At 67.5% G+C, this 17,430-nt stretch carries 13 protein-coding genes; 5 read left to right on the top strand and 8 right to left on the bottom strand.

Annotation, left to right across the window (positions count from 1 at the left end; translation table 11 throughout):
* Positions 1–14 precede the first annotated feature (14 nt).
* Positions 15–194 (bottom strand): hypothetical protein, encoded by a 180-nt coding sequence (locus E8A74_RS07920; protein ID WP_136928327.1) that lies wholly within the window; start codon positions 192–194, stop codon positions 15–17.
* Positions 195–295: 101 nt separating this feature from the next.
* A complete protein-coding gene (locus E8A74_RS07915) occupies positions 296–2,644 on the bottom strand; it encodes a helicase-related protein (protein ID WP_136928326.1) in 2,349 nt (782 codons plus the stop codon).
* A gap of 426 nt (positions 2,645–3,070) precedes the next feature.
* On the opposite strand from E8A74_RS07915, the gene E8A74_RS07910 reads away from it, so the two are divergent.
* Both E8A74_RS07910 and E8A74_RS07905 read left to right on the top strand, forming a co-directional pair.
* Positions 3,071–3,880 (top strand): hypothetical protein, encoded by an 810-nt coding sequence (locus tag E8A74_RS07910; protein WP_136928325.1) that lies wholly within the window; start codon positions 3,071–3,073, stop codon positions 3,878–3,880.
* Between the two features lie 45 nt (positions 3,881–3,925).
* Positions 3,926–4,771, top strand: coding sequence for a hypothetical protein (locus E8A74_RS07905; protein ID WP_136928324.1), 846 nt, complete (start codon positions 3,926–3,928; stop codon positions 4,769–4,771).
* Between the two features lie 79 nt (positions 4,772–4,850).
* Here the strand turns inward: E8A74_RS07905 and E8A74_RS07900 are convergent, their stop codons facing one another.
* From E8A74_RS07900 to E8A74_RS07875, 6 genes are all read right to left on the bottom strand, one after another.
* The gene (locus E8A74_RS07900) at positions 4,851–5,660 is read right to left on the bottom strand and encodes a hypothetical protein (RefSeq protein WP_136928323.1); all 810 of its coding nucleotides are present in this window, start codon (positions 5,658–5,660) and stop codon (positions 4,851–4,853) included.
* Between the two features lie 120 nt (positions 5,661–5,780).
* The gene (locus E8A74_RS07895) at positions 5,781–7,106 is read right to left on the bottom strand and encodes a hypothetical protein (RefSeq protein WP_136928322.1); all 1,326 of its coding nucleotides are present in this window, start codon (positions 7,104–7,106) and stop codon (positions 5,781–5,783) included.
* Between the two features lie 603 nt (positions 7,107–7,709).
* Positions 7,710–9,260, bottom strand: a complete 1,551-nt coding sequence (locus E8A74_RS07890; RefSeq protein WP_136928321.1) for a restriction endonuclease subunit S — start codon at positions 9,258–9,260, stop codon at positions 7,710–7,712.
* Positions 9,257–10,678: a class I SAM-dependent DNA methyltransferase gene (locus E8A74_RS07885; RefSeq protein WP_136928320.1), complete on the bottom strand. Its 1,422-nt coding sequence runs from the start codon at positions 10,676–10,678 to the stop codon at positions 9,257–9,259. The genes E8A74_RS07890 and E8A74_RS07885 overlap by 4 nt, the downstream gene beginning before the upstream one ends.
* An 87-nt stretch (positions 10,679–10,765) precedes the next feature.
* Positions 10,766–14,179, bottom strand: a complete 3,414-nt coding sequence (gene hsdR / locus E8A74_RS07880) for a type I restriction-modification system endonuclease (protein ID WP_136928319.1) — start codon at positions 14,177–14,179, stop codon at positions 10,766–10,768.
* Between the two features lie 117 nt (positions 14,180–14,296).
* Positions 14,297–15,103 (bottom strand): Nif3-like dinuclear metal center hexameric protein, encoded by an 807-nt coding sequence (locus E8A74_RS07875; protein WP_136928318.1) that lies wholly within the window; start codon positions 15,101–15,103, stop codon positions 14,297–14,299.
* Between the two features lie 60 nt (positions 15,104–15,163).
* On the opposite strand from E8A74_RS07875, the gene E8A74_RS07870 reads away from it, so the two are divergent.
* From E8A74_RS07870 to E8A74_RS07860, 3 genes are all read left to right on the top strand, one after another.
* Positions 15,164–16,264: a glycosyltransferase family protein gene (locus E8A74_RS07870; protein ID WP_136928317.1), complete on the top strand. Its 1,101-nt coding sequence runs from the start codon at positions 15,164–15,166 to the stop codon at positions 16,262–16,264.
* An 81-nt stretch (positions 16,265–16,345) separates the two neighbouring features.
* The gene (locus E8A74_RS07865) at positions 16,346–16,717 is read left to right on the top strand and encodes an NlpC/P60 family protein (protein WP_136928316.1); all 372 of its coding nucleotides are present in this window, start codon (positions 16,346–16,348) and stop codon (positions 16,715–16,717) included.
* A gap of 7 nt (positions 16,718–16,724) precedes the next feature.
* The gene (locus E8A74_RS07860) at positions 16,725–17,414 is read left to right on the top strand and encodes an O-methyltransferase (protein WP_136928315.1); all 690 of its coding nucleotides are present in this window, start codon (positions 16,725–16,727) and stop codon (positions 17,412–17,414) included.
* Positions 17,415–17,430 lie beyond the last annotated feature (16 nt).

Below are 17,430 nucleotides of genomic sequence, written 5' to 3'. Positions count from 1 at the left end.
GGTCGTTCTCCCTTTCACGGCGTATCGAAGGTCTCGTGGGGCACGGGGTGACCGGCCTGGCCGCCGCCGGAGCCGCCCACGTCGACGAACGTGGTATCGCCCGTGGCCGTGGCGCGGTCCTCCTGGGAGCAGCCCACGGCCATCCCCACGACGCCGCACCAAAGCAAATCCGTACGCATCCACGCGTCACGCATGCGCCGAACCTCAACGAAGGAAATAAGCAGGCACCGGACTATAAATGCGAACGCCCCGTACCACAAGGCGGCTTCCCGGTCCTCGGCACGTTTTCGATGAATTACACTTTCGCCGCATCCGCGGGCGCCGGGGCCGCCTGCGGCTCGCCGCGCGTGTCGCCCAGGATCGCCGCGCCCACCTTCGCCGCTTCTTTCGCCGGGCACCCGAGCCATCCCGCGAGCTTTCCCGCCGGCGGAAGGCCCCCCTCCGCCTCGATCGCCGCGAGCACCTTTTCGACCACGTCTGCCCGCACCGCGCGAGGCCCGAAGACCGGATATCCCAGGGCCGTATGGAGCGGCGCGTCCGCGGGGCGCGTGACCGGCACCGACACCACGCTCGGCCCCGGCGCTCGTGGCGCCTTCGCCCCTGCGAATGCCGAAACGAGCGCGCTGCGCCGCAAAAGTGCCCCGCCCTTGAGCATCGCCGGCACATAGAGCACCCGCGCGCCCACCACGATGCCCGCCGCCGCGAGTTTGTCTCGGTCCTCCAGCGCGAGCTCGGCGATCTGCGCCGCTGCGTCCTCGGCCCGCGCCGTCCCGAGCCCCTGTTCGAGCTGATAAAGGATCCCGCGCGCCGCGGCCCCGAGCCCGCGCGGCGCGTGCGCCCGCAGCGGCGCACAGAGCTCCTCCACGAGGTCGCGCGCGAACGCCACGAGCCGCCGCGTGATGCGCGTCTGCGCCCCCGCGCCGAACTCCAGCACGGGCGCGAGCTTCACGTCCGGCAAAAGCAAGCTTGATCCCCGTACGAGCCGCCCGAGCTCGCGCCCGTCCTCGAACGTGATGCGCCCCGACGCATCCACCTCCATCGACACGTGCCGCGCCGCGACGACCGCCTCCACCCAGCGCGCCTCGTCCGAGGACGCCCCGCCCGCCTCGCGCGCCTGCGGCGCCTTCAATGCCGCGAGTTTTCCAAATGGATTCGCCTTATCCATCGCGCGAAGCTCCGCCCGTGTCGGCGCCGCTTTGCGCGAATTTCCTTGCGGCCGCGCCTTGCTCCCGCCGCCGCTCTTTTCGACGAACCGCTGCACCAATCGCTCGTGCAGCGCGTCGCTCAGCCGATCCTCGATCGCCGCGGTCCGCTCCTGCCACGCCGCCGGATCCTTCACCCAGCGGCCTTGGTGCGACACGTACGTCCACGTCCGGATGGCCGAGATACGCGCGATGAGCGTATCGATGTCCCCGGCCGGCTCGTCGATCTCCCGCACGCGCTCATCCATCCACGCCTCGTCGAGCCACGCCCGTGGCCCCGCGAGGTGGGCAAAAATCTCCGCGAGCAGCGCGACGTGGGATTCGAAGAGCAGCTTGCGGTAATCGGGGATCCGACAGACCTCCCAGAGCAACTCGACCGCCTCCCGCCCCTGCGCCCGCGCCCGGATCGCCGGGTCCTGTGCCATTCGCGCGAGCGCCGCCGCGTCCTCGGCGCTCTCCTGGAGCAAGAGCGAGCGCCGCCCCGGCGAGCGCCGAAGCGAAGCGAGCAGGCCTTCGATCGAGCCCGTATCGAGATCGGCGTTCCGCCAGACGAGCCGCCGCACCGCGGGGAACCGATGCCCCTCCACGGCGTTCGCGAGGCCCTGCGGCAGCGTGAGGGGCGCGAGGGTGCCGAACGATCCATCACTCGTATAGCGCCCGGCGCGCCCGGCGATTTGCCCGATCTCCGCCGCTTCGAGGTCCCGCACGTCGCGGCCGTCGAACTTGCGCAGCGCGGCGAACGCCACGTGTTTCACGTCGAGGTTCAGCCCCATCCCGATGGCGTCGGTCGCGACGATGTACTCGACCTCGCCCGACTGAAACATGGCCACCTGCGCATTGCGCGTGCGCGGCGAGAGCGCCCCGAGCACCACGGCCGCGCCGCCGCGCGTGGCCCGCAGCCGCTCGGCCACCTCGTACACCTCCTGCATGGAAAACGCGACGATCGCGCTCCTCTGCGGCAGCCGCGCGAGCTTCTCGGCCCCCGCGAACGCGAGCCGGCTGAGCCGCGGGAACGTTTGAATGCGCGCCGCGGGCAGGAGCTCGGCGATCAGGGGCTGCATCGACGCGGCCCCCATGAACCAGGTCTCCTTCGTGCCGCGGGCATCGAGCAGGCGCTCGGTGAACACGTGCCCGCGCTGCGGATGCGCGGCGATCTGGATCTCGTCGACCGCGACGAACTCGACGTCGAGGTTCCGCGGCATGGCCTCGACCGTGCAGACCCAGTATTGCGCGCCGCGCGGGATGCGCTTCTCCTCGCCCGTCACGAGCGCGACGCGCTGCTCGCCGAGGCGCGCGGTGATGCGGTCGTAGACCTCGCGCGCGAGGAGCCGGAGCGGCAGGCCGATCATCCCGGACGCATGCTCCAGCATGCGCTCGACGGCCCGGTGCGTTTTGCCGGTGTTCGTCGGGCCGAGCACGGCTGTGACCGCGGAGCCGATCATGGCGGGAGCGAGCGTAGCGCGGACGGCGGAAGGCGCACGCGAGGGAGCGGAGGCGGAGGCGGGAGCGGGAGCGGCAAGCGGAAGCGACAAGAGAGATCTGATTGTGTACCGCTCCCGCGGCTCCCGCCGGATCCCGCCGACCCGGTTACCATCATGGGACGCCCGGTTCACGGGCGCATCGTGAGCCCCTGGCTGGTTTTCCGTTGCCCCCCAGCCGATGGCCCTGCGATTCACTACACCATGCAAGCAAGGACGAGACTCCGCTCGGCTATGCTGGGCGTCCTGGTGTCGGGCTTCGGTGGGGCAGCGATGACGGGCGCGTGCGGGCCGCCTCTCGATCCGGGGCCTCTCAAGTCATGCCCGGCTCTACCCGACACCTCGACTGACACGAAGGCCGAATGTACGGCGACGATGCCCGATCCGTGCATGCGTTACCGCATCCCGCTCGATGGAAACCCGACCATGGACCTCGAGCTGCGCAAGAAGTACATCGGAGCGTTCCGCGACGCTTGTTACATGTCCGACACAACCCCGAGTACGTTCAACTGCCTCTACAAGACGTGGGAGAAAGCGTGTGAAGATGCGGCGAAGATCGGCGAGGTATCGGGGAATGCGCCGTACGCCCAGGGGTACGAGTGCCAGCCCGTCGGCAACGGTGACTACACGCTGCAGATCGGCTCGGATCCCGCAAACAAGCTCTTCGTCACGTTCGAGCCAGCGCCCAGGCAGACGCCGCTCGTCGAGGTCGACGGGGTGCTGGTGGAGGTGAGCGGGCCGTATCGCGACTTGCCCGAGCCGCCAACGGTCGGGCCGGGGCATAAGTTCAACAACTGCTTCAGCGGCGTGTTCGCCGCCGACGGCACGCCGCTCTACCAGCACAAGTATATCCTCCAGGTCAACCGCAAAGCGCATGGCGGCCAGATCCACTCCGATCTCGCGGGCTTCAAGTGGCCTTGCGATGTGTACAACGCGAACTGCGAAAAAGTGCCCGCAGAGTGCGAGGAGCCGCTCGTGCTCTACGAGCAGGAGATCGACCCCCCGCCCTTCGACCCTGGTCAGTTCGCGGAGGTGAACCACGTCGTGCCCATGAAGGACCAGCGCAGTTGCGACTGGGGCACGAACTCGAACAAGAACGCCGCCGTTATTTCGAACCAGCTCAACCGGTATCTCTCGAACACCAACCCGCCGGTCGAGGAAGTAAAACGGGTCAACGCCGCGAAATCCTACGCGCCGTGACGCGCCCACGTTGACGCTCGGACAAACGTGGTCTAGGCGAGGCCCATGGTCCTGCGCAACCATCCCCGCGGACGCCTCGCCTTCGACCGTGATGCCATCGTGCGCGCCGCGCTGCGCGCCTACGTGGAAGCCCGCGTGGCAAGAATGGGGAGCGGTCTGTGGTTGCCCGTCTGCGACTACTCGACCTGGACGGGAGACGTGCATCGAGGAGCCTTGCGGACCGACAGCGGATGTGGCGACTACGAGGTCGTGGCCTGGACCGAGGCGGGCGTCGTCGGTCTCGCGTACGAGCTCGGGTGGGGTCCGGTCGAGCAGTTCAAGCTGCCACTCGACGCGATAACCCATGGCCCTGACGACGTGCGCGGGGCCGTGCCGGGCCTTCCCGCCGAGCTGGAGCCCGCGCTCGTGATAGCCACCAGCGTGCTCAGCGATGGAAACCATTTGGAGAAGATAGCGAGCGTCGGCTTTTGGCTGCACGGCGATCGTGTCGGGGGCACGCTCTTCGACGACCCGAAAGGCCCCGGCGTCAAGCGACTCATCCCCTGGGGCATGCTCCAAAACGGTCGACTCCCCTTCTCCTTACTGGGGGAGCTTGCCGCCATGGGAGCCGAGCGCGCCCGAACGAAAGACGCACCGATCCACGCCATCATCGACGCCGTGGTCGATCGGCGGTTGCAGGGCCCCACCGAATTCACGCCCGACGAGCTCGCGACGCTCCTCGCCAAGCCGCCCGAGCCGAAGCAACTGCTCGCCATTCAACGGCGCCTGCAACATGTGGGCATCACCTGGCCCGGCTCGCCCGAGCTTCCCCCCGAGCCGCCGCTGCCGGATCCGCTCATCAACCCCTTCACGGGAACACCCATGCCGAAGCCGAAGCGTCCCGATAAGTGACGGCGCAAGCTCCGCGGATCAACAACCCTCGACGCACGGAAGCGGAAGCGGAAGCGGAAGCGCCCGACATTCGGCCGCGTCAGTCCTCGACGACGCGGATGGGCAGCCACTGGAACCCGGTCACGCCTGCGTCCTTGAAGATGCGCCAGACCTTGGGGGTGACGACGAAGTACGGTTGCCACAAGACGGCCGTCTTCAGGTCACCGTTCCATCGAACGTACCCGAAATGCTCCCACATCCGGTTCACGTCCTTTGCCCCTTCGAGGTCCCGGGCGCGGTAGACGAAACGCTCGGGGCTCGTCGTGTCGATCTTGCCGCGCTTGCAGGTCTTGCACGCGCTCTCGAAGTCGATCCCGGTCGAGCGCGGCGACAATGGGGGCAGGGTGTGCGACGCCCACATCTGCTTCCAGATCAGCTCGATCAGCGCCTCGTTCGGCTGGTACGCGTGCACGCTCCGGAGGGAGAGCCCGGTGAGATGGGCGCGCGCGAGCGCCTCGGCGAGCGGCGGATCGACGATGATCTCGCTGTAGCTGGACACGGCGCGATACTGGCCGAGCCCCACCATGCTTGGACCTGCGCCGTCGAGCATGTACACACCGGTCTGCCGCATCCCCGCGCCGCACGCCGGGCAGGCATTGGAGAGATCATACTCGGTGTAGAAGCGGGGGCCTCCGATGACGTGGTTGTCCGCAAGCGCCTGCATGACGATCAAGGGCGCGGCATCATATTCCTCGTCCGTGTATTCGTCCCAGCGCTGATCCAGCCAGTCGACTTTGTACGCGACGAGGAGCTTCTGCAAGAGGGCCAGGCGAGGGTCCTCGACGTCGAGGGTGACAAATACAGTCACCGAGCGCTTGCCGTTCAAATGAAAGTCGCTGACGACAGCCACATCGGCATCACAGCGTGCTGCTGAAAGAATGGGCTGCTCTCGACCCGGAATACCGTGCGCGTTGAATATGATTTTGCTTTTGGTTCGCATCGTGGTCCTGCTGGCGCAACGAACAACCACTCATTCCCCGAAATAGTGAGCAATCGCCTTGAGCCATTCGGGGTTCAGCTCGTAGACTTTCTTGTATGCTTCCCAGAGTTCCTTCGGCCTTGTACCAGGGATTTTACCCGTAGCCTCGCGCAGCCTGTTCGTCATCACCGTGTGCGCCTCCTCCGAAAGGATCACCGCCGGCCCATCCAGCGCATCGAGGCCGATCTCCATCATCTTCTTGACCTCGTAGACATGGTGCGCTTGCCACTTCCGCTCATGCCCCAGCGTGAACTTCTGCATCACCCGAAACGGCCCGATCACCCCCGCCTCCGCGAGCGCCTGCGTCAGCTCCTCTCCATACTCCTTCGCCAGGTACTCCGCCGCCTCCTCCGACAGCTCACGCACGTCCTTGAGAACAAGCTTCTCCCCCGCCTTGCTCGCCTCGGCGGCCGCCTTCATGAACTTGTTCCCCAGCGCCATCGCCACCGGCGAGAACATCACGGCCGCGGCCGCCGCCTGAAGCCGCGGGTCGTTTGGCCCGCCTTCATTCATCCCGCCGACGATCCCGTATTCCTTGCCGTCGGCCCGATGGAGATCCTCGTTCATTTGCAGGTTGAAGATCGCCCCCGCGATCACCACCTGCTCCAGGATCGCCCCCGCCCGCGTCTTCTTCGGCCGCGCCGGGCAACCTTCCTCCGTCTGCTCGCACGACGTGACGCTGAGCGGCTTCCGGTCCGCCGTGTCCACGAGCTGCGGGAGCGCGCCGCCTCGATCGACGAGCCCGTGCTCCTTGTCCGCCCATTTCGCCTCTCGCTGCGGGAGGATCGGCTCGCTCGATAAGACGCCTTCCCGCGGCAAGACCGGATCCTTCTGCTTGGCCGGGGCCGAAGCACGCGGCGGCGGCGGGCCCTCCTTTGGCTGCGGAACGCGATGCTCCTCGACGCGCTTCTCGACGCTGTCCTCGTCCCCGCCGCGCTCGCCAGGCGTTTTGCTCGCGCTCCCGTCGTCCGCTTTTTTCTCCTTCGGCGGCTCCTTCGCCGGCGCCGGCTTCGGTCGCGGCGGCGGCGGCGGGCATTTCAGCAAGTTGTACGGGATCGGTAGGACACGGACGCTCTCTGGCGGCGCATGAGGGTCGTAAAGATAGGTGGCGCGCCCCTCGACCTTGCGCGTGAACTCCACCCGGCTGCGCGTCGTCCACACCTGTGCCGACCCATTCTCATAGGCCCACACCGTCATGCCGGGCGGGACGTCCGGCGGCTTGACGCAGACACGGAACTCCAGCGCGTGCGCGGGCGAGGCGCAGAAGAGGAGAAGGGGCAGCGGTAGCAGGAACGAGGTGAAGACACCACGGCGCATGGGAACTCCCGCGCGGAGGGTATCGGCCCCTCCGGCCTGACGGGAAGCTTCCTCCTACGAATGCCGAGGAATGCCCCGATCCGCTCGCCAGGGGATGTCTGCCCTCTCCGTCGCCTGAATTCTCCCATCTGCGGTGGACGAGCAGGTTTCGGGCGTGCGAGGGTGCCCGAACGTTCGAAGGGTCGCGGGAGAGCGTGACGCGAGGGTGTTCGAACGTCCGAACAAGGCACGCGTCACCGTGACGCGAGGGTGTTCGAACGTGGGGAGACCCGCTGGAGACGGTGACGCGAGGGGGATCGGTCGTTCCAACGGGCGCAGGGAAACGTGACGCGTGGGTGTTCGAAGCTTCGGAGACCCGGGAGGAGAGCGTGACGCGAGGGTGTTCGAAGACGCGAACGGGCACGCGTCACGGTGACGCGCGGCGGTCGGGACGTTCGGAGACGCGAGAGCAACGGTGGAGGCGGGGGGCGGAGGCGAATCGGGAGCGGCGAGCGGCAGCGGGCGCAGCCGGCGGCGGGTCGTGAGGTGGACCGGTGGAATCTTGCCTCCGGCCGCGCGCAGTGGGTGTCCTGGCGCGCATGCCTCGCCGTGGGCACGCGGGTGTCAATCGGACACGCGCGCCGCCGTGCCCTTGCGCCCCTCGGCGCCGCGCCGTTTGCCGCCCTTGGGCTTCTTGCCGGTCGGATCGGTGGCTTCGGCGCGGAGGCGTTCGAGGAGGGCCGAGGCGGGTTCGTCGGTGGGGTCTTGGGGGACGAGCTCGCCGCGGAAGGCTTTGGAGAGGATGGCGCGGTCGACGGATGCTGCCGCGCGGAGGATTTCGGACATGTGATCCCGCAGTGCTCGCTCACGCGATTTGAACTTCAGCAGCACGGCAGCCAGCACTTCCTGTTCAGCAAGTGGAATTACCGGTACTGGCAGACGGCGCACATCGCGCAAGTTCAGTCCTGGCATGTCAATACCACGGTACATCGCGTGCAGTGACTCTTGCGCAAGTGGACTCTCAAGCCATCCGGCCAGAACTTCCGTCAATATCCCGGCTGCAGGCCGGAACCGGGCAGTACCCTGTGTGATATTCGCTCCGTCCAACGTGGGGGGAACGATGGCAACCTTTGTCGCACGAATGATCCCAAGAAGAACATCTCCACCTCGTAGCGCCGCGCGGTCATAACGAGCCGCTATCTCAGGAGCTGTGCGTAGGAGCTGATGCTCGAGTATTACGCCATCTTCGATATCCATCCCCCTTACGTAGGGGATACCATCTTCCACTACAGGGCCAGGCTGGACTATGCCATAAACGATATCGGCGTCACCGGCGACAATCGCAGCAGCTGGCGCCCAACACCACCCCTCCGGCAACTCCGGCAGCTCACTCGCATCGACCGGCTCCGGCTCCTCGTACTTCGCCTTCCACCGATCATCCCCCGGCACCTTCCCCTTCGCCCGCATCTTCGCGAACTCCGCCTCCTCCCACCGCCGCCGCCGCTCGGCGCGGATGCGCTGGAGGAGCACCTCGGCCGGCTCCACGTCGGGGTTCTTCTCGCGCCACGCGGCGGTCAGATCCCCGCGGAACGCGGCGGCGAGCACGGACTGGCGGAACTGTTCGAGGAGATCGGGGACGGCGTCGAGCGCTTCCTTGGCGCGGCGGCTCCGGGTGGTGAGGGATTCGATTTTGGAGACGATGCGGCGTTGTTCGGCTACGGGCGCAAGTGGGACGTCCAGTTCCCCAAGAAGGGAGGCATTGGCGCCTGGTTGCGCCGTACCCTTGCTGACCGTCGTAATCTGCTCCCAATACGCGGGGGTTCTCATAAACCAGCCAAGGTATTCCGGTTGCACGGCGCGCCCTGGCTGTATGCGGATGAGATACGAAGCAAAAATGGCCTGCTCAGGTAGGGTCTTGATCAGGAAGCTTTTTCCTGTCGTCGCCCCCGTCCTCGCCACGACGATGTCACCCGAAGCGAGCTGGTACTTCTCGACGTCGTCACAGCCACAGAACGGAACGGTTGCCCATTCAACATGGTCGTCCTGGATATCCGTAATTCTTAGGAAGCGTGGACCTATCCTCTGTTCCGTGGCCGATGCGGTATGGCCATAAGTAATGCTCGGAGCGACATCCCGCAGTTTGACTGCACTCCAGCCAGACGGAAGTTCACTCATGCCCCAACCTCCAACTCCGCCCGCAACCCCTCAATCTCCGCCACCGCCACCCGCAACCTCTCCAAAATCTCGTCCGCAATCTCCTCCGGCTCCGGCAGATCATCCGCGCCCCGGACACTCTCATCCTTCAGCCACGCAATATCGAGGTTGTCCCCCCGCCCCCGAATCTCCTCCCGCGTGAACTTCCGGAACCGCCCCGCCTCCCCCTGATCCTTCCGCTTGCTCTTCCCCAGCGGATCCTTCCCGAACGCCGCCTCGAACTCGGCAAAATGATCCCGCCCGAGCGGCGTCCGCTTCCCGAACGAAGGCATGTTCGCCCGCATGTCGAACACCCACACCGCCTTCGTGTGGCCCTTGTCCGTCGCCCCGCGCGTGAAGAACAGGACGTTCGTCTTCACCCCCTGCGCATAAAAAATCCCCGTCGGCAGCCGCAGGATCGTGTGCAGATCACACTTCTCCATCAGGTCCCGCCGGATCTCCGTCCCCGTATTCTCCTCGAACAACACGTTGTCCGGCAGCACCACCGCCGCCCGACCACCCGGCCGCAGCCCTCGATAGATGTGCTGCAAAAACGCGAGCTGCTTGTTCGACGTCGGAAAGGTAAAATCGTCCCGCGTCGGCAGCCCGCCGCCCTTCTTCGTGCCGAAGGGCGGGTTCGTCAGGATCACGTCCGCCTTGTCGAGCTGCGTGCCGAGCGACGAGAGCGTATCCCCGAGCGAAAGCTCGCCCTCGATGTCGTGCAGCATCAGGTTCATCAGCGCGAGCCGATGCGCGTCCGGCACGAGCTCCACGCCGTAAAACGCCTTCTTCTTCTGGAACGCCTGCTCCTTCGCGTCGAGCGTGAAGAGCTGGTCCGTCTCGCCCTTGATGTACCGGTCGGCCGCGATCAAAAACCCCGCCGTCCCCGCCGCCGGGTCCTGCACCTTCTCCCCCGGCTGCGGCTTCACGAGGTGCACCATCGAATCGATGAGCGGCCGCGGCGTGAAGTATTGCCCCGCCCCCGACTTCTTCTCCGCCGCGTTCTTTTCGAGCAGCCCCTCGTAAAGATCCCCGAGCCCCTCGGTCCGCGCCGAATACCAGTCGAGCCCGTCGATCGCGTCCACGAGCTTCTTCAGGTTCCGCGGCACCTTGAGCGACGTCGTCGCATTCGCGAAGATGGCCTGCACCCGCCCCGAGCCCTCCGTGCCGAGGTGCAGCAGCAGCGCCCGATAGAAATGGAGCTGCTCGATGCCGTCCTTCGTTTCGAGATCCCCCCACCGATAGCCCTTTGGCAGGTGTTTCTCCTGGTCCGTCTCCTTCATCATCTTGAGAAAGAGAAGGTAGGTCAGCTCGGTGACGTACTGGTGGTAAGTGATGCCGTCGTCGCGCAGGACGTGGCAGAGGTTCCAGAGCTTCTGGACGATGTCGGTGGTGGACATGGCGGGGGGGTTCCGGCGGAAGAACTACGCGAGTCCGGCGCGGAGGTAAAGGGCGCTTGCAGCGCACGCCCGTCGTCGGGTTCCCCTTCACCCCGCGTCCTTCCAGACCTCTTCCCGCAGATCCCCGAGGATCGCGTCGAGCTTGCCGGAGAACACCTTGTCGAGGTGCTTGAACCCGCCGTTCGACTTGAATGCCTCGCTCTCGTCGATCGTGGCGGGATCCACGACCCGCTCCCGTTCGAGCTGCTTGCCGATCCGCTGGAGCCATTGCCGCTGGATCGACGTCCAGCCCGGCCGCGCGAGGATCTTGTTCACAGCCCGCGCCACCCGCTCCTCGTACGGGACGAGCGGATCGCCGAGCGCGGCCTTGCGGATGTAGCCGATGATCGACGCCGCGATGTCCGCGTTCGACGCCTGCCGCCACGCCGCCTGCAAGGCCGCCTCGGTGTACCCCTTCGCGTCGAGCGCGAGGAGCAGCTCGCGCAGCGCCGCGCGCGTGAGGTCCCGCGGGCGCTGCGTGATCACCACGAGCGCCGGGATTTTGTTCATGTTCTCCCGCAGGAACGCGGAAAAACTGTCGAGATAATCCTCCGGGCGTGTCCCCTTGCCATAACCGACCTCGACGGCCACGACCCGATCGGCGTGGTCGGAGACGAGCAGCGGCCGCGTCTCGCCGAACCGCCCGTCGAGCACCGGCACGAGATACCCATGCTGCCCGAACCACGCCGCGGCCTCCTCGGGGCTCTGCCGGCGGAGCATCGCGGCGAGCGAAGGCGGGGACATCGAGGCAATGCCCTCGAAGCGCGAGAGGTCTTCGCCCTTCAGGGCCGGTGCCCTGCGCCGGAGCTTGGCGACGAGCTGGTCGAGCGCGAGCTTGCGCGCCTCGGGGTCCGCGTGCCCGAGCTCCGCGACGAGCTGCGCGAAGGTGACCGTCGGCGAGGGCGCGACGGGCTTCATCTCCGTGTATTGCGAAAGAGCGTCGTAGAGCTCCACGGCGTCGAAGACGCGGAAGACGGTCTTTCCGATCTCGGGGCATAACCGCGTCGCGCGGCCGAGCATCTGCTCGTAAAGAATGCGGCTCTTGACGCGGCGGAGGAAGACGAGGTTCGAGATACGCGGGACGTCGATGCCCGTCGTGAGCAGGTCGACCGTGATCGCCACATTCGGCAGGCGTTCGTTCTTGTACTCGCGGATGCGCTGGAGTGGCTTGTCGCTGCTGCCCGTGATCTTTTTGACCGCGTCGTTGTCGAGCGCGCCGTATTTCGTGGTGAACGCTTCACGGAGCAGGCGCTCGACGAGCTGGGCGTGGTCGTCGTTCACCGCGAACACCAGCGTCTTCGCGTCGCCCATCGGGTCGATGTGGTTCGCGAGCTCCTCGCAGACGGCGCGGTTGAAGTTCTCCGTGATGACGGCGCGGTTGAAGCCCTCGATCTCGATCTTCACCTCGTCTGCGAGGTGAATCAGGTCGAGCTGCGCCTTGCCCGGATCGTAGACCTTGACGTCCTCGCCCTTGGCCCACTGGATCCCCTTCTGCGCGAGCTCCGTCACGATGCGGATCGGCGGCTCGTGGTCGACGAGCATCCCGTCGATCACGGCCTCGCGGTACGAGTAACGGAACGCAGGCGCGCCGAAGATCTCGGTCGTATGCAGCGCGGGCGTGGCCGTGAGGCCGATCTTCACCGCGTCGAAATGGTCGAGGACACGCCGATACTTGGAGATGTAGTCGTCGAAGTCACGGAAGCCGAGCTCGGTCTCCGAGAGCTCCCGATCGAGCGTGTAGCCGCGGTGGCATTCGTCGACGACGAGGCAGTCGTATTGATCGACCGGCGGGACGTCGGCGGGATCCGTGGCATTGAGGACCCGCTTCACGAGGCTCTGCACCGTGGCGATGTGGAGCTTCGTGTCTCCCTCGGGCTTGATGTCCCCGAGCTCCTTCATGTCGAAGATCTGATGAAACGCTTGCAGGTTCTCGAGCTTCGTCTCTTTGAACGCATCACGCGTCTGCTCGCCGAGCGCGCTTCGATCGACGAGGAAAAGCACGCGGCGGAAGCGCTTGGCCTTGATGAGCCGATACACGAGCCCGATGGCGGTCTTCGTCTTGCCGGTGCCCGTGGCCATCGCGACGAGGCAGCTCGGGTTTCCTGCCTCGATCGAGGCCTCGACGGCCTGGATCGCACGGATCTGATACGCGCGTAGGCCGAGGTAGCCCGTCGGCTCGTGGCGGAGCTTGTCGTGCGCCGCGCCGATGTCCTGCTTCAGCAGGGCTTCGAGGCCCTCCGGCGAATACCAGCCCTGGAGCGGCTTGCCCGCATGTTCGTCCCGGCGCGCGTCGCGGAACCAGATGCCGCTCTTTTCCCGGAGCTGTTCGAGGTAGGGCCGGCCGTTCGTGGCGAAGTGGAACGGCACCCGGTGTTTCCCTTTCCCCCACGGCCCGCCGGCAAACGCCACGCCGTCCTTCGCGAGAATGCCGACGCTGTACCGCGCCGATTGATCGAGCTTGCCGGCGACGTCCTTGTGGAACCGCTTCGCCTCGACGACACCGAGGGCCACGGTGCCGACGAAGAGCACGTAATCGGCCCGGCCATTCTCCGTGGGCCACTCGGCGATCGCGCGATTCTTCCCCTTCTCGGGCCGCGCGCCACGCTTGTACGAGAGCCGCTCGGAGTCGACCTCCCACCCGACGGCGCGGAGCTGCTCGTCGATGAGCCGGCGCGTCGCGGCCTCGTCGAGGTAGACATCGCGCGACGCCTCGGCCGCGCGCGTGAGGAACTGCATCGTCTCGGCCGGAGCAGCGGCGGCCTTGGCCTGGAGCGCAGCCAGCTCCGTCTCGATCGCGGCCTTCTGCTTCGCGACGGCCTCCACGTCCTTCGCGCGCCGCTCGGCCTCCTCGGTGGCGAGCGCCTCCCAGAGGGCCCGCTCGTCGGCCTCCTTCTGCGCGATCTGCTCCGCCGTGAGCCGCTTGCGCGCCTCCGCCTCGGCCGCGGCGCGCATGGCCTCGACGTCGACCTTGCTCTTCGCGAGCTCCTCGCGGAGCGCGGCGAGCTCCTTCGCGAGCTCGGCGTCATCATTCGGCCCCGGAGGCGGGACGAAGGGGCCCGGGTCGAACTTGCGATGGTTGCCGAACGAGCGCTGGAACCAGACGCCGAGCTCGCGGGCCATCTTGAGCTGGTGCAGCGCCTCGTGGTGCGAGCCCTGGACCTCGTGCGCGGCCTTGTTCCCGAGGAGGCGCAGATCGTGGAAGAGCTGCTTCGTGCGGACGTCGAGCGCGCCGCGATCGTGGAGCCGGTTGATCAGGATGGCCTGCGTGTCCTCGGCCGGTGACGTGTAGAGCCCGAGGCGCGCGGCCGCGTGCTTCGCGAGGCGCTCGCCGAACTGCCGGAGCTTGATGAGACAGGTATTCGGATCGTCAGCGAAGTACCGCTCGGCCTGGGTGCCGAGGATGCCGAGGAGCGGGTCGTGGTGCGCGAGGTAGGCGAAGTTCGGCGATAGGGTAGGGGGCACGGGCGAGCCTCGGCAGACAGAAGTGATGTCGTTCGTTTATGGAACAACACACCTTGGCGACGAGGGGAAGCCACTTGGAGCCCTCCGTACGAAAAGAAAAGCCGGCGGCTTTCCTCGTCACCGCACGACGAACGGATCCCGATCCGCCCCGCTCACGAACACCGAGAGCCCCGGCAGCGCGCCGGCGATCCGCTCCCGGATCCGCGGCAGCACGGCCCGCTCGCTGTTCGAATGCAGCGCGCACACGACCGTCATGCCGAGCTTCGCGGCCCGCAGCGCGTCGTGGTGCCGCATCTCGCCCGTCAGGTAAAGCTCCGCCCCCTGGGAGAGCGCGTCCTCGACCATGGCGCCCGCGGCGCCTGCGCTCGCCGCCACCGTGCGCACCTTCCCCGTCGTCGGCCCTGCCACGAGCAGCGCCTCGATTCCGAGGCCCCGCTTGATGCGCTCCAAAAGCTCGTCGCGCGGCACCTCCGCTTCGAGCTCGCCGATACGCCCGAGCCCGAGCGATTCGCCCTCCGGCGCCGGCCCGCTTTTCGCGCCCGGCGCGCGCATCGGGCGGCGCGCGGGCAGGCTGCGGCCGAGGCCGAGGAGGTCGGCCAGGAAATCGTTCGTCCCGCCCTCGGCGACGTCGAGCGCCGTGTGCGGCGAATAAATGGCGATCCCGTCGCGGATCGCCTCGAAGATCGGCCCCGGCGAGACCACCCGCTTCATCGCCTCGAAGATCGGCGGGTGGTACGAATACACGAACTCGACGCCCTTCTCCCGCGCCTCGGCCGCCACGCCGGGCGTGTAATCGATGCAGAGCAGCGCCGCGCGGACCTCCGCGGCCGGATCCCCGACGAGCAAGCCCACGTTGTCCCAGCCCTCGGCGAACCGGAGAGGGGCGATCGATTCCAGCACGGGGAGGACGTCGGAGAGGCGCATGAGGTCTGCTCTTATCACAAAGCCCGTCCCCGCCGCGCCGATTTGCGCTACCAGAGGGCCATGCCCGCGGCGCCTCCCGCTCGTATCGTCGTCTACGCCTCCGATCATGGCTTCGGTCATGCCGCCCGCATGCTCGCGCTCGCGTCGCGCCTCGCCGAGGACGGCGCCTCCGTCACGCTCTGCGTCGGCGCCGCGGCGCCCATGATCCGCGCCGCCTTGCCCTTGCTCCCGGCGCCCGTCGACGTCGTGGTCGCCTCGCTCGATCCCGGCCTCGCGCCGCGCGCCGGCGCCCTCGACTTCGACCTCGACCGCTCCCGCGAGGCCCTCGCCGCGTGGCGCGCGGATCTGCCCCGCCTCGTCGCGATCGAGGCCGAGCGCCTCGTGTCCCTCGGCGCCGCGCTCGTCGTCGCCGACGTCCCTGCCGCCGCGATCCTCGCGGCCGAGCGCGTGGGCGTGCCCGCCGTCGTTTGCTCGAACTTCACCTGGCTCGACATGTACGCCGGTCGATTCGGCAGCGAGCTCGACGAGATTCTCGCGGACGCCTATGCCCGCGCGCGCGTCGGGTATCGCCTTCGCCTCGGCGCAATGCCGCTCGCCGGCCTTTCGACCCTGCACGACATCGACGGCGTCCTCGCGCGCCGTCCGCGCCGGGATCGCGCGATGGTTCGCCGCGAGCTCGGCGTCGCCGAAGGGGACCTTCTCCTCGGCTTCGGCCTCGGCGGCAGCCTCGACGCCGTCCTTTACGACGTCCTCTCCGCCGCCGCGCCTGCCTCGGGCGTTCGGCTCCTCGCTCCCTCCCACGCCGATTCGCCGCCGCGTGGCCCGCTCGTCCATTTCCCTGCCATCACGCCCGACCCGCAGAGTTATTTCGGTGCTTGTGATCTCGTCCTCGCGAAGGCCGGGTATTCGACGCTCGCCGAGGCCGCGCTCGCCGGCGTGCCGCTCGCCGTCTTTCCGCTGCACGAGAGCCCCGAGTCGGTGCGCCTCGCCCTCGACGTCGAGGCGCTCGGCCTCGGCGTTCGGCTCGCGGACGAGGCGGACGCGCGCGCCGCGTTATCGCGCCCCGAGGCCCTCTTCGACGCCGCGCGTCGTGCGTGCCGCGGGCCCTTGCCCGACGCGGCCCCGGGCCTTGCCGCGCTGCTCCGTGCGCGTTTGCCCTGAGAATTCACCAAAAGGGGGTTTTCATCTCGGCGAGGCGCGTGTAAACTCCCGCCATTCTTCGCGAAGCGGGAGGACTCTTCCATGGGATACGACATTGCGCAGGTGGCCCGGAACTACGAGCAGATGCAAGGCCGGGAGATTTCCTACTCCGAGATGAAGTGCAACCAGTTCGTCGTCGCGGTGCTGCGGGCTTCGGTGAACCCGAAGTTCCCTTACATGCTGGCGAACGACTTCGGCAGTTCGCCCTACTTCCAGAAGGTGACCGAGCCCCAGGCCGGTGATCTCGTCCACTGGCCGGGGCACATCGGTATCGTGCTCGACCCGGATCAGGGCACGTTCATCGGCTCGCAGACCTCGACGGGTGTGGCCGAGGCGAACTACAAGAAGGGCTACTGGAACGGCTCGTACGGCGGCAAGAAGCCGGACGCGTTCCTGCGGTATACCGGCTTCTGACCCTCGCATGACGCGCCCCCGACTCGACGCCGATCTCCACAAGATGGTAGGCGATGTCCGCGCGGGGCACCCCGTCTCCGATCGCGCCTTCGATCAGCTCTTCCCCGAGCCCATCCGGCGCGTCTCGTCGCGCTTCTGGACCCCCCTCGTCGTCGCGCGCAAGGTGAGCCGCCTCCTCGCCGAGGCAGGCGGCCCCGTGCTCGACGTCGGCGCGGGCGTGGGCAAGCTCTGCATTGCGGGCGCGCTCACGACCGACGCGGTGTTCCATGGAATCGAGCACCGCGCGGCCCTCGTCGAGACCGCGAGGGAGGTGATCGACGCGCTCGGGCTCGCAGGCCGCGCCGAGGTGCGGCCGGGCACGCTCGCCGATATCGATTGGGATGCGTATCGGGCGTACTATTTCTGCAACCCCTTCGAGGAAAACATCTTCCCCGAGGCGAGGCGGCTCGACGACGCGATTCCGCTGACCGAGGCGCGCTTTCGCGAGGACACGGCGCGGGTGGAGGCGGCGCTCGACGTTTTGCCGGTGGGCACGCGGATCGTGACGTTCCACGGGCTCGGGGCGCGGGTGCCGGCGACGTACCGGAAATACCCCGAAAGGACGGCGGGGACGGCGTTCCTCAATCTGTGGATCAAGGTCGACGCAGGGAGCGCGGGCGGGGAGGGGACGTTCGACGGCTGGATCGCGGGGCGGTGAGAGGGACGCGGGCGCG

The organism is Polyangium fumosum, assembly GCF_005144585.1.
Taxonomy (GTDB): domain Bacteria; phylum Myxococcota_A; class Polyangia; order Polyangiales; family Polyangiaceae; genus Polyangium; species Polyangium fumosum.
The sequence above is the reverse complement of the archived record's forward strand: the minus strand, read 5'-3'. Positions and strand labels throughout refer to the sequence as shown.